Annotated in this window: 8 protein-coding genes and 1 tRNA gene; 6 read left to right on the top strand and 3 right to left on the bottom strand. The window is 33.7% G+C overall.

Annotated features, from left to right (window positions below; all coding sequences use genetic code 11):
* Window positions 1–44 precede the first annotated feature (44 nt).
* The 3 genes from CHB81_RS11605 (at window position 45) to CHB81_RS11595 (ending at window position 4,164) form a co-directional block, all read left to right on the top strand.
* The gene (locus CHB81_RS11605; RefSeq protein WP_089352040.1) at window positions 45–458 is read left to right on the top strand and encodes an Rrf2 family transcriptional regulator; all 414 of its coding nucleotides are present in this window, start codon (window positions 45–47) and stop codon (window positions 456–458) included.
* A 247-nt stretch (window positions 459–705) separates the two neighbouring features.
* Complete coding sequence (locus CHB81_RS11600) at window positions 706–3,252, top strand: TonB-dependent receptor (protein WP_089352039.1); 2,547 nt, start codon at window positions 706–708, stop codon at window positions 3,250–3,252.
* A gap of 171 nt (window positions 3,253–3,423) precedes the next feature.
* A complete protein-coding gene (locus CHB81_RS11595) occupies window positions 3,424–4,164 on the top strand; it encodes a DUF2490 domain-containing protein (RefSeq protein WP_089352038.1) in 741 nt (246 codons plus the stop codon).
* Window positions 4,165–4,323: 159 nt separating this feature from the next.
* On the opposite strand, the gene CHB81_RS11590 is transcribed toward CHB81_RS11595, so the two are convergent.
* Window positions 4,324–7,068 (bottom strand): outer membrane beta-barrel protein, encoded by a 2,745-nt coding sequence (locus CHB81_RS11590; RefSeq protein WP_089352037.1) that lies wholly within the window; start codon window positions 7,066–7,068, stop codon window positions 4,324–4,326.
* Window positions 7,069–7,450: 382 nt separating this feature from the next.
* On the opposite strand from CHB81_RS11590, the gene CHB81_RS11585 reads away from it, so the two are divergent.
* Window positions 7,451–9,316: a hypothetical protein gene (locus CHB81_RS11585; RefSeq protein WP_089352036.1), complete on the top strand. Its 1,866-nt coding sequence runs from the start codon at window positions 7,451–7,453 to the stop codon at window positions 9,314–9,316.
* A 79-nt stretch (window positions 9,317–9,395) separates the two neighbouring features.
* Here the strand turns inward: CHB81_RS11585 and der are convergent, their stop codons facing one another.
* Together der and era are read right to left on the bottom strand one after the other, a co-directional pair.
* Window positions 9,396–10,706, bottom strand: a complete 1,311-nt coding sequence (gene der, locus CHB81_RS11580) for a ribosome biogenesis GTPase Der (RefSeq protein WP_055094723.1) — start codon at window positions 10,704–10,706, stop codon at window positions 9,396–9,398.
* A gap of 377 nt (window positions 10,707–11,083) precedes the next feature.
* Window positions 11,084–11,965 (bottom strand): GTPase Era, encoded by an 882-nt coding sequence (gene era, locus CHB81_RS11575; RefSeq protein WP_041517423.1) that lies wholly within the window; start codon window positions 11,963–11,965, stop codon window positions 11,084–11,086.
* 116 nt (window positions 11,966–12,081) lie between these two features.
* Here era and CHB81_RS11570 point away from each other — a divergent pair.
* Together CHB81_RS11570 and CHB81_RS11565 are read left to right on the top strand one after the other, a co-directional pair.
* Window positions 12,082–12,154 (top strand) — tRNA-Met (locus tag CHB81_RS11570).
* 402 nt (window positions 12,155–12,556) lie between these two features.
* Window positions 12,557–13,780, top strand: a complete 1,224-nt coding sequence (locus CHB81_RS11565) for a hypothetical protein (protein ID WP_089352035.1) — start codon at window positions 12,557–12,559, stop codon at window positions 13,778–13,780.
* Window positions 13,781–13,797: the final 17 nt, after the last annotated feature.

The raw sequence follows: 13,797 nt of genomic DNA, 5'->3' as shown, positions 1-13,797 counted from the left end.
CTAAAACTCATAATTAATAATTCACAATTTATAATTAAATACAGATGTTATCACATAAAGCAAAATACGCCCTTAAGGCCTTACTTTATTTAGCAGAACAAGACGAAAATCACATTTCTAAAACAATAGAAATTGCTGATGGAGCCAATATTCCTAAAAAGTTTTTAGAACAAATCTTATTAGATCTAAAACGTGGACGTTTTGTGAGCAGTAAACAAGGAAAATTTGGTGGATATTATCTGATAAAATCTAAAAATGATATCACTTTGGCAGAAATTCACCGATTATTTGACGGTGCAATTGCACTTTTGCCTTGTGCTTCTTTAAATTTTTACGAACCATGCTCTGACTGCAAAACCGAAGAAGAATGCAGCCTAAGACACGGTTTAATGATCATTCGCGACGAAACTCTTAAAGCGATGCAAGGCATTACTATAGCCTCATTGATAAAAAAATAAAAAAATATTTTCTAAACCCTACCATATTTATAGAATTTATATATATTTGCAAAAAAATAATTAACAAATCATTTCCAAAACTTTAAACCATGAAAGTAGATTTCAGTAAATCAGGTATGACAAAAATTCTTTTGCAAAAAAAACAAAGTCAATTCACAACAGTGAAAAACAATTCATTTATGATGTGCATGTGTTGGTAAAAAAAATTTATTTTAAATTCTACTAATCACATATACTTAATATAAAAATGAAAAATTCTATAAAAAACACGCTTACAATACTATTCTTTTTAACCTTTTCAATTTCGTTTGCTCAAAACATTGAAGGTGTTGTTTTAACTAGCGAAAACATTCCATTAGAAGCAGCTAACATTGTCATTAAAGGAACAACTTCTAATACCACCACAGATTCTAAAGGAAAATTCTCCATAGATACCAGAGGAAAACTTCCTTTTACAATACTTGTACAATATGTTGGATATAAAACAACAGAGCTTGAATTTACAGCTTTACCAGCAGCTCCTATAAATGTAACCCTTAACGAAGAAAATGCACTAATCGAAGTGGTTGTTTCTTCAAGACGCCGAATAGAAAAAGTTCAGGATGTGCCAATTGCAATATCAGTAATCACTGGTAAACAAGCAGAGCAAACGGGAGCTTTTAATGTTAACCGTATTAAAGAACTTGTTCCGTCAGTACAACTATACTCTTCGAACCCAAGAAATACCGGAATCAATATTCGTAGTCTTGGTTCTCCTTTTGGACTTACAAACGACGGAATCGACCCTGGAGTTGGTTTCTACGTAGATGGTGTTTATTATGCACGTCCGGCTGCTACAACTTTAGATTTTATTGATATAGACCAAATCGAGGTTTTGCGTGGACCACAAGGATCATTGTTTGGAAAAAACACAACTTCGGGTGCGTTTAACATTACTACTCGCAAACCAAGTTTTACCTCTGGTGCTGACTTCGAAGTGAGCTACGGAAATTATAACTTTTTGCAAGCTAAAGCTTCAGTTACTGGAGCATTGGCTTCAAAATTGGCAGGTCGTTTGTCTTTTTCAGGCACGCAACGTGACGGTTTAATTGATAATGTGGTTACAGGAAGACCTACCAACACTTTAAACAATCAAGGAATTAGAGGGCAATTACTTTATACGCCTTCAGAAAATACTAATATTATATTGGCTGCAGATATCACAACACAACGTCCTGACGGATATGCACAAGTTGTTGCCGGTGTTGCTCCTACTCAAAGAGCTGGTTATCGTCAATTTGATGCCATCATAAAAGATTTAAATTATCAACTTCCAAGTCTTAACGCTTTTGATCGTAAAATTGACCACGATACTCCATGGCGTTCGGGGCAAGATATGGGAGGTATATCTTTGAATATTGATACAAAAATTGGAAACGGAACTCTTACCTCAACTACTGCTTGGAGATTCTGGAACTGGGATCCATCAAATGACAGAGATTTTACAGGATTGCAAGTATTGGCGAAATCTCAAAACCCAACAAGACAAACTCAATTTACACAAGAAGTTCGTTACGCAGGTCAGCTTACCTCTAAAATAAGCGGTGTTGTTGGTGTATTCTTCATCGACCAAACATCACAAACAAATGGTACTGAAGAATCCGGAAATGCGCAATGGAGATTTGCACAAAGCACGACTAGCTCTTTATGGAAAACTCCGGGTCTTTTTGAAGGATACGGAATCAAAACTGATGCTCGTATCAGATCATCAAGTGCTGCGGTATTTGGACAATTAGACTGGGCAATTACAGAACGTATACATATATTACCGGGTTTAAGATATAATTTTGATAAGAAAGATGCAGATTATGCCCGTACAACATACGGAGGTTTACAAACTACTGATCCGGCATTATTGGCATTGAAAAAATCAGTTTACTCAGATCAGTCTTTTACATCAAATACTGATAACACAGATTTTTCCGGAAACATAACCCTGACTTATAAAGCTTCAGACAAAATCAACGCTTATGCAACTTATGCAAAAAGTTACAAACCAGTTGGTGTAAACGTAGCCGGGCTTCCAACAGATTCAAAAGGTCAGCCTTTATTAGAACTTGCGGTAATTAAGCCCGAGAAAGTAAACCATTACGAAATTGGAGTAAAAACTTCTCCGTTTAGAAATTCAGTATTCAATCTTGCATTCTTTAATACAGAGATCAAAGATTTTCAAACAAACGTTCAGGCTGCTGAATTGGGTGTAAACCGTGGTTATCTTGCAAATGCAGATAAAGTGCGTGTAAGAGGTGCTGAACTGGATGCTAGTTTTGTAATTAACCGAAACCTGACCATAAATGGTGCTGCAACTTATACCGAAGGTACTTATGTTAAGTTTACCAATGCACCACTTCCGTTAGAAGAAACTGGAGCTCCGGTAGCATTCAAAGATGTTTCAGGAACTGATTTACCTGGTGCTTCAAGATGGGCGGGATCTTTAGGAGGTGAACTTTCTGATGATGCAAAATTCTTTGGAAATAAAGGAAAAATTTTCTTAGCTGTTGATTCTTATGCACGCTCTGAATTTTCATCAAGCCCTTCGGCTTCAAAATACTTAGTAGTTCCGGGGTATGCAATCTTTAATGCTCGTTTAGGTTTCCGTGCTTCCGAAGGTTTATCTATTCACTTCTGGGGACGTAACCTTTTGAATAAAGATTACTACGAACAATTATTGCCAGCTGGTGGAAATACAGGACAATATGCAGGTGTAATTGGAGATCAAAGAACATATGGAATCACTTTGAAATATAAATTGTAATCCCGTTAGTTAATTTTATATACATAAAACGAGGTAGGTTTTTAAACTTACCTCGTTTTTTGTTATCATGAAATCACAAAATAAAATCTAAAACGGATTTAAAAATCAATTGTTACCTCTATAATTCTATTCTCATTTGTATATATTCGCAGCTTGAATTATACAGATTTAATGAAACTTCTTCGTTTATTATTCTTATTTGGCTTTATAGGTCCTTTTTTATTGGCACAAAATATAAAAAAAACAGATCAGCAAACACTAACCTGGATTCGTTATTACAATATTTTGCCGTTAACTGAAAAATGGGCGCTTCATTCTGAATTTGACAATCGAAGCTTTTTAAATCCTGTTCACGAAAACTTATTTGTGATAAGAGTTCAGGGACGTTACAGGGTTCATAAAAATATAGATTTGGGTGCCGGTTTAGCTTATTTTAATGTAAACACTCAAAATCCTAATGTAGATCCTGATTACTCAATTCCGGAATATCGAATTCAGCAGGATGTTACTTTTATTAATGATATTGCCAAAATAACTTTTCATAACCGTTTTCAGCTCGAAGAACGTTTTACACAAAAAGCCAATAAAACCGACTTACTGGATGATTACTATTTTGCGTACCGATTTCGCTACAGATTACAATCGACTTTTGATCTTTGGAAAAAAGACAAACGAAGTATAAAAGCAACTATTTCTGATGAAGTTATGTTTAATTTCGGGAAAGAGAACAAAAGAAATACTTTCGATCAAAACCGCCTTTATGCTGCATTACGTTATCATTTTAATCCTAATGTTGGGTTAGAAATAGGCTATCTAAAAAGTTTTCAGCGACGTTCAAGCGGTGTTGATTTTTATGATCGTGATATTATCCGTTTTACGCTTTATCATAGAATTGAGAGGAGAATTAGGTAATTTGATAATTAGATAATTTGTCAATTTAGACAATTAGATAATGTCTGGAATAAATAAATCTCTTTGAAATTGATTTGATCTAAACAAAAAAAGATGCACTGCTGTGCATCTCTAGGGTAAAACCCTTTAAACCTTTGTTCCTCAAAACCTTTGAACCTTCTACTCTCTTCTTTTTTTAGATCCTTTTTGAGCTGCAAAATTTCCAATTTTATAAGCTAATGAAAACATTACATAGCGTTTTAGAACCGTGTTTTCTTCGTCACGAATTGAGGTTGCCGAGATTGTTCTTGTCGCACTTTGATTTTGATTCAGTACATCATAAACCTTGATTTTTGCATATAGCTTTTTATCAAAAAAGCCATACGATAAACTCGTGTTCCAAAGGAAGAAATCTTTCTTGAAATCGCCCGAGATATTAGAATTATAGGTATATCCAAAATCATTTCCGAAAATAAAATTTAACGGCCAATAATTCGTTGTCTGCAAATTGATTCTGTGCACCACATTTGAAGTCGCATCACGTGTATAATTCTCATACTTAGTTTCATTATATGTCATACTGTATGATGGTGAAATAGATAATAATTCTCCATATTCATATGTCAAATATACTCTTGGTGTAACAGCTATTCCTTTTGCGTTGTACAAAACGGCATTTGTAAAACCTTTATCAAACGAATAACTTCCATTGATTCCTAAACCGTATCTTAAAACGTGCGCATCTCTTTTTACCGATTGATTCCAGTTTCCACCAATCGTAGCGATATAAGTTCCTGATATATTGGCGTATGTTGTAGTTCTTTTTCCGCTATCGTCATAAATTGAAGTCGAAACCACATCATTATTATAATAATCTGCTTTGATAAACATACTATAACCGGAACGAGTTCTGAAATCAAAGTTTTTAAAATCGATACCCGCACTATTCTTTTCTATCGGATTAAGATTCGGATTTCCTATTACGGTATTCAGCGGATTCATTAAATTGAGAACCGGCAATAATTGAGCTGCACTTGGTAGCGAATTAGAATAATCGTATTTAAGAGTCAGATTTTTAGAACGGCTAAACTTATATCGTATTAAGGCATTTGCAAAAGGCAAAGCATAAGTTTTATTCAAATCAGTTGAATTTCCTAAGTATAACGAATGATTATCATAATTAATAATAGAAGTTTTAGTAGTAAGATTAACTACTAATTTACTTTTTTTCAAAGTAATTCCCACGTTCGGACTTATCGAATTTTGTTGTGAACTAATATAATTCGTTAACGATAAATTCAAATCTGAATACGATTCTGTAGCCCCATCAAAATCAAATGTTTTTTGATCGTTTATTGTTTTTGCCCAGTCAAAATCAGTACCAAATCTAACTTTTAACGAATCTGTAATAGGCTCTGTATATTCCAAATCCAGAGAATAAGAATCTGAGCTTGTATTATTTTTACTATTCTGATTTCTGTCGTCGTTTGGTTTACTGTCCTGATAAAAAATCGTTTGAGACAGATTCATTGCATTCGAATCGTTTCTACTGTTGTTGTTATTAAAAACCACACTTAGATTACGAGATTCTTTTTCGAAAGTTTTATTGAAATTAATAGTATTGACAAAATTATTATTTGTGCCTTCGCTTTTAGATTCTGATTTGCTTTCGTTCAACGCTTGTCCGTTTTCATCCTCAGAAGCCGTAGTTGATTTTGAATCACTATTTGTTCTGGTTTGGTTGAAAGACGGCGAAATATAAATATGCGTTGTTGGATTAATTCTGTAATCTAACTCTACATTAGCTTTATTTCCAGTATTTTCATTTCTTGTTTTCGAGTCTGATGCCGTTAGAATATTTCCTGTTGGCAAAAAGTTCTCCTGATTTGATTTGCTATCATTATTGTTAATCGAGTTCGAGAAATTATAACTGGTTGTAACATCTAATTTTTTAGACCATGCATCAGAATAATTAATTCCTGCCAAATTAGATTGCGTAATTCCTTTTCCGCCTCCGGAATTTTGATTGACACTTTTACTATTTCGTCCTCCTCCCATACTATCAAAAACATCATCCATAGAAAAACCCGTCGAATTGATATTATTAGAAGAGGCCAATACACTGATTTTTTGCTGATCTTTGAAAAAATTCAGCATCAAACTACTTTCATAACGATCATCAGAACCGTACCCGCCAAGTATTTTTCCAAAGAAACCTTTATTTTTCTTTTCGTCAATGGTCAAATTTATACTCGAATAATCCGAAGTTGATTCTTGTTTTGCCAGTTCTTCTTTCTTGGTTTTAAAATCCGAAACCTGAACTTTTTTAATAATATCTGCAGGTAAATTTTTAAGAATTAAAGCTCCGTCTTTATCAAAAAATGTCTTTCCGTTGACTAGAAACTGCGTTACTTCCCTTCCGTTTACGGTAACTTTTCCGTTATTATCCACATCAACTCCAGGCAATTGTTTCAGCAAAGCTTCGACATTGGCATCCGGACGAACTTTATACGAAGATGCATTAAATTCCAGAGTATCTTTTTTAACTGTAATTGGCGGTGCTTCTGTCTTAATAACCACATTGTTTAAAGCATTCACACTTTCGAGTAAATATAATTTCCCGAAATCTTTGCTTTCCAAAATCCCTTTTTGTTCCTCAACCAAAGGCTGATATCCCATATAATTCACTTTTAGAAAAACAGGTTTATCTATTTTTTTTGTATTAATTCTAAAAACGCCATTTTTATCTGTTGTGGCATATTCAATAACGGTCGAATCTTTAACGGTCGAGAAATAAACGGTAGCCATTTCCAGCGGAAGCTGCGTATTGATATCTATAATAGTTCCTTTAATTACAATATCATTTTGGGCAGTTGCCGAATAACAAAAAAGGAAAAACAGAAAATAAGTGAAAAATTTGGTCATAAGAAAAGGTTAGTTACAATCAATAAGACTAACAAAGAATTGAAAGGTTTAACGGCGTATTCAAAGTTTTATTAGGTTTTTTATCTCAAATACTTCAAAATCCTCTGATTCCGCCAGGGTTTTTAAAATTTGTTTTTTGATTCAAAAGCTAATTTTCAATTCTAAAGTTTACTTTGTTTTTGATTTCCACCTTAGAAAAACGGCTATAAAAAGGGTAAAATAGCCCTAATAAAAAGAGTACTTCGCCTTGCTTCTATCTTATAAAAATACAAAACCTTTGTGATGTAGAATTTAAAAAGCAAGGACATTTCAGAAAATCCTAAAAAGAGTATGACAGACAAGTCGAAAACTGATTAGAGTAGGCAATTTAAACCAAATTATCATGAAAAATATTTTTAAAGGTTCCTTAAAAGGATACGTATGTGAGGATTGTATTGAGTTTATATCTGGGGTTGAAATTTTAATATATCTTCCGTACAGAAAAGAAACCCGTACAGCAGATGTGGTGACGAATGCAAAAGAAGTATTTCATTTTGTATCGGAAGATGAAGCGAAACAAAGACAGGAACTGCTTATTGGCAAAGCCAAAACGGATGCTAAAGGTAATTTTGAATTTGCGATTGATGAAAGACATCTGAGTTCTGATATTGATATTGATTTTATTTGTGGAACGGTTCCTCCAAAATTTCCAAAACCAAAAAGAGATGAAATACCACAATTTCACCTTACCTCTTTGTCAATGCGCACAGAACTTGAGAAACAAAATCAAGACCAAAATTACAGATGGGAATATGCAATTGCATATAAATGGTGGTGTTATATTAGAGGTCATTATTTTGATGCGTGGGTTATTTGTGGTCATTTAATGAATTGCAAAACGGGTAAACCTATCGCCAATGCAAAAGTTACTGCAATGGATGCCGATTTTCTAACGGATGATAATCTGGGATCTGATACTACGGATGCTAACGGGCATTTTAGAATTGATTACACCTCTGTAGATTTCAAAAAAACCTTTTTATCACCGTGGATTAATGTAGAAACTGATCCTAATTTTCTATCCTTTCAAAGCGGCCCGGATGTATATTTCAAAGCCGAGTTAGGGGGAACAACTTTAATTAACGAGACAAAAGCAAATGCCCGCAAAAATGTAGGCTATTGTCTATGTGTTAATTTATGTTCAGAAATAGCTGTAATTGGTTCCGGAGAAACTATCCCAAGTGCATGGACAGGAATTGGACTTGCTTTTAGCTCTTCGTATGGTTTAAGTTCTAATGATTTTGATGCCGATGGTTTTGCAGGTTCCGGTAAACATGTATTGTTCTCAACTATACGTTTAACAGGGCAAGCTTCCTTAAAATCAGTCTCAGGAAACCCAGTCGAATATCGTTTTAGAGTAAGCAACACAACGGCACCCAATAATACGGCCAGTTTACCCGCAGCAAATTTTACCAAAATTGTTGGTGTAACACCCGGTTTATTTGTACCCAGTGTAGTTTCAAAACTTACCAAAAAAGTTTTCTCCTTTATACTAAATGACCTATCAGTTGTGAGTCATCAAAGCGATTTTGATGCTGAAGGCTGGTTCGATGTAAACCACGCCATCGAAAGAACGTTAATAGGCGTAGGATTAACTCCTGCAGATTTAGCGCTTTATAATGTTATCGAAGAAGATACTTTGATCTCAATGGATACAAGCAAACTAACAACCGCTGTAGGCATTACTCCAGACAGTATTAATCCGGGACAAAATATTCCTGCAGGAAGCAAAACTCCACTTGAAAAATTTGCCATCAGATTTGAAATCAGAGAAGTAATCGACAAACCTTCAAACAGTTTTGGCGTAATTGGCGGCGATGGCAAAACACTGAATTCAGTTGTAATGAACAACACGCCTATTTATAGACAATTATCTATTAAAGAATTAGAAGAAAGCACACTATGTTCTCCCGTAAACGGCACTTTACATGCCAAGTATACACTATACCATCCCTATTTATCCTCTTGCAAATTAAACATTAGAAAAAATAGTGAGATCACAGAAAGGGACATTTTAGACGGCATAATAAATACCGCTCCGGCTGTTGACGAAAGAACAAGTAGTAGCTCACAACTAAACAATCCGCCAAGTTTAACACGTTGTACCTATATTGTAAAACTTTATTCGTCTACCCGAAAACACAACGGAGACGACGGAGATTCTGATGGCGGTACACCACTGGAACAACTGTTCTTCTACGACGTTTAACTACCATTTCTATATAAACCAAAAAAAGCAACATTTCAAACTTCGAAATGTTGCTTTTTTAATATTGTAAAAGAGAATATTATTTCTCTCTGATATAAATATCGATTGGTACTCCAGAAAAGTCCCAATTCTCTCTAATTTTATTTTCAAGGTATCTCTTATATGGTTCCTTAACATATTGAGGCATATTGGCAAAAAATACAAACTGAGGTGTTAATGTTGGCAACTGCATACAATATTTAATTTTTACATATTTACCTTTTGTTGCCGGTGGCGGATAAGCTTCTATCACCTTCAACATAAATTCATTGAATTTAGAAGTTGGGATTCTTTGTTTTCTATTTTCGAAAACCTGAACTGTAGCTTCTAATGCTTTCAACAAACGTTGTTTCGTTAAAGCCGAAACGAACAAAATTGGCACATCAGTAAAAGGCATTAATTCCTTTTTGATTTTCTCTTCGTAATCACGAGTTGACATGGTATCCTTCTCAACTAAATCCCATTTGTTTACTAAGATTACCACACCTTTACGGTTTTTCTCTGCCAACCAGAAAATACTTTGATCCTGACCTTCAAATCCACGAGTTGCATCGATAACCAAAATACAAATATCAGCATGCTCAATTGCACGAACAGAACGCATTACCGAGTAAAACTCTAAATCTTCCTTCACCTTAGCTTTACGACGGATTCCCGCAGTATCAACCAAGTTGAATTCAAAACCAAAACGGTCAAATTTTGTATCAATTGCATCACGAGTTGTACCCGCAATATCTGTAACCATAAAACGTTCTTTACCAATAAGTGCATTGATAAAGCTTGATTTTCCTGCATTCGGGCGTCCTACAACAGCAAAACGAGGTAAAACCACTTCTTCCTGAACAGGTTCTGGTTTCTCTGGAAAAGACTCGATTAAGGCATCCAATAAATCTCCAGTTCCACTACCTGAAATACTTGCAAAAGTAAAATAATCTCCTAAACCAAGATTATAAAACTCAAGAGCATCTTTTTCACGCATTGCATTATCAACCTTGTTTACAGCCAATAAAACTGGCTTTGTCACCTTACGAAGTAAGCGAGCAACAACGTCATCCATTGGTGTAATTCCTTCTTCAACATCAACCACAAAAATAATAACATCAGCTTCGTCGATAGCAAGCTCTACTTGTTTGCGGATTTCACCTTCAAATACGTCATCAGATCCACGAACATATCCGCCGGTATCAATTACAGAAAACTCTTTTCCGTTCCACTCGCTTTTACCGTAGTTTCTATCTCTGGTAACTCCAGAAACCGAATCTACAATAGCTTCTCTTCTTTGTATCAGCCTATTAAAAAGGGTTGATTTCCCTACATTAGGTCTTCCTACTATCGCAACAATGTTATTCATTTTTTTGAATTTTAGACTTTAGACTTTAGATTTTAGATTTTTAGCTGCCTAAAAACCTAATCACTTGGAATCCAAAATGCTTTATTTTAATTTTTTGCAAAGGTAGTTAAAAAAGTGGCTAAGTCACTAAGTTTCTAAGTACCTAAGTTTTTTATTGTTTTTCCTGTTATATTCAGGAGTATTTTTAGAAGCTGTTTCCCGCTGTTCCTTCCAATCTTTTGTGCCTCCCGAAGCCTCGGGACCGGCACAAAAGGATTTTCCTTCCCATCGGGGCTAGGTTTTCAGTTTTCAGTATCAGTTTTCAATTCTATACTAAACGTTTCAATTTCTCATTTCAAACATGAAACTTGAAACTTCAAACCTGAAACAAAAAACTCCTATTGATTATACCCAAAACGTTTTAGCATATTAGCATTACTTCTCCAGTTTTTATTCACTTTTACAACAAGCTCAATGTGAATTTGTTTTCCAAAGAATTTTTCCAGATCAGCACGAGCTTCAGTACCTACTTTTTTCAAAGCTGCACCTTTATGTCCAATGATAATTCCTTTTTGAGTTTCGCGTTCCACCATAATAATCGAACGGATTCTGATAATATTTTCATCCTCAAAAAATTCTTCTGTAACGATTTCAACCGCATATGGAATCTCTTTGCTGTAATTCAACAAGATTTTCTCACGGATTGTTTCGTTAACGAAAAAACGTTCTGGTTTGTCTGTTAATTGATCTTTAGGATAATATGCTGGAGATTCCGGCAATAATTCGATAATTCTTCCAAAAACTTCCGGTACATTAAAATTCTGTAAAGCCGAGATTGGGAAAATTTCAGCATTTGGCACTTTTGCAGTCCAGAATGCTACTTGTTCCTCTAATTGCTCCTGATTTGAATTGTCGATTTTATTCAACAATAACAAAACCGGAATTTTAGCGTGGATAATTTTATTAAAGAAAGCTTCGTCTTTTAAGTCCTGCTCCCCTATTTCGACCATGTAAACCAAAATATCAGCATCTTCAAAAGCCGATTTTACAAAGTTCATCATCGATTCCTGCATTTCATAAGCCGGTTTGATGATTCCTGGAGTATCCGATAATATAAGTTGAAAATCTTCGCCATTCACGATTCCAAGAATACGGTGACGAGTTGTTTGTGCTTTTGATGTAATGATTGATAATCTTTCTCCAACAAAGGCGTTCATCAACGTTGATTTTCCAACGTTTGGATTCCCGATGATGTTTACAAAACCTGCTTTATGTGACATTTGTGTACTATTTATTTTGCAAAGGTAGTCATATCAACTCAATACAGAAAATAAAACATTTTTTAATCTTTTCGTTGGATTTCTCAAAAAACGGCGTATCTTTGCACCCGAAACATCGCGGGATAGAGCAGTAGGCAGCTCGTCGGGCTCATAACCCGAAGGTCACAGGTTCGAGTCCTGTTCCCGCTACTAGTAAAAATTAAAAGCCGAGAAATCTAAATTTCTCGGCTTTTTTTATGGTTCGATAAATATTGTTTCAATTTCTTAAAATTTTAAACTCCTGTATTTTCAGGTGAATTTGGTTCGAGTCCCATTAAGTTAACTGAAAAAAATCAAATTGAAAGTTTATCTTAGATATATCTAAAATGTGAAATCTATTATATTTTATATTAGAGCAAATAGTTCAAAAAAAAATCAATTCCATCCCAACCTTTTTCGATTTTATAACATCTATAGTATAAAGGGAAATTAACTCATCAAAATACTTTTTTTATTGTTAATTTGATGAAATCAATTCCTTTATTACTCCCTGATTAGTTCTCCGGTAAAGCAGAATTTATCTCAAATCAATTTAATAAATACCACATTACTATGAAATGGTTATTTACGCTTGTCTTTTCATTCCTATCATTAGGTATCTGCGCTCAGCAAAAAAATAACCATACAATAAAGATTTATCTGGAAGATGCTGAAAGAGGGAGAAATATTGATGATGCAAAAGTAACTCTTGAAGGTTTTGAAATTCCTGCCATTACGAGTCAATACGACAAAAAAGGTAAGTACTATTATTTTGACAAAATACCAACTGGGTATAATACGGTCATGGCTTATCATAAAAAATATAATGAAAAAGGGTTTCAGAATGTGGAAGGATTACCTGAAGAGTTGAAATTAAAGCTTTATAATCCTTTAAATGTTTCATATAGTTTTGAATCTGAAACATTTAAAAGTTCTACTCAGAATGTTTATGTTGAAGATTCATATAAAATAGCAATATTCCCAACTGACCAAGAAAATTACAATCTTTTTAAAGACTATATAAAAAAAGAAATCAGCAAATTAAATTTAGAAATAGAAATAATTAATCCCTATTTTGAATTAGAAAAAAATAAAAACATTCCATATATTTTTAGAAATGATTTTTCACCTCAAAAAGAAGCTTATCCTTTCATCAAAAATTTTAACATACTTCGAAGTACTGATTTTATTCTTCCACTAATAAAAGGGTACAGTACTTCCGAATATTATGAAGCCGATGATAGAGGTTATGAAATTAATTCAAAACAGATTGCTTTTTATATTAGAAAAACAAACTCCCAAAAATTCAAAAGGTTTAATGACCCTTTTTTAAAAAAAATTAATACCATTAAAGGAATAAAAGTAGCTTCTGTAATATACTACAAATATTATTTTAATGATAGAAATAAGAAAAAAACATACAAAAATCATTATACTAAAAATTTAGACCGACAAAACTATTTTACAAATATTGATTCTTCTAAAGTCTTCTTCTATTACAATTTTCACAATGTTGATATAATGAAAAAGCCAAATCGAGATCAATTTGGTATGTCGGTACTAAAATACTACCCCGTTCCAAATCAATTTCTAATATTCCCTTGGCCAGATATGTTTAATAAATACGAAGAACACATAAAAACTGATAAAACTCAACTTTCAATGAGTGCAAAACAAATAACTGATTTAGACAAAAGTATAGGATTAGGTATTCTAGATCAATATGAAAAAATAAGTGATTCTCTTAAACAAAAATTCTCAATGTCTGATATGGTAAACAATTATGAAATAAATTAAATGAATATGTATTATGA

The organism is Flavobacterium sp. ov086 (genome assembly GCF_900187965.1).
Taxonomy (GTDB): domain Bacteria; phylum Bacteroidota; class Bacteroidia; order Flavobacteriales; family Flavobacteriaceae; genus Flavobacterium.
This window is presented reverse-complemented; position numbering and strand designations above follow the sequence as displayed.

Excerpts from the sequence above, each read along its gene's own strand:
- CHB81_RS11585 (WP_089352036.1), top strand. The coding sequence starts at position 7,451 with ATGAAAAATATTTTTAAAGGTTCCTTAAAAGGATACGTATGTGAGGAT.
- CHB81_RS11565 (WP_089352035.1), top strand. The coding sequence starts at position 12,557 with ATGAAATGGTTATTTACGCTTGTCTTTTCATTCCTATCATTAGGTATC.
- era (WP_041517423.1), bottom strand. The coding sequence starts at position 11,965 with ATGTCACATAAAGCAGGTTTTGTAAACATCATCGGGAATCCAAACGTT.
- CHB81_RS11600 (WP_089352039.1), top strand. The coding sequence starts at position 706 with ATGAAAAATTCTATAAAAAACACGCTTACAATACTATTCTTTTTAACC.
- CHB81_RS11590 (WP_089352037.1), bottom strand. The coding sequence starts at position 7,068 with ATGACCAAATTTTTCACTTATTTTCTGTTTTTCCTTTTTTGTTATTCG.
- CHB81_RS11605 (WP_089352040.1), top strand. The coding sequence starts at position 45 with ATGTTATCACATAAAGCAAAATACGCCCTTAAGGCCTTACTTTATTTA.
- der (WP_055094723.1), bottom strand. The coding sequence starts at position 10,706 with ATGAATAACATTGTTGCGATAGTAGGAAGACCTAATGTAGGGAAATCA.
- CHB81_RS11595 (WP_089352038.1), top strand. The coding sequence starts at position 3,424 with ATGAAACTTCTTCGTTTATTATTCTTATTTGGCTTTATAGGTCCTTTT.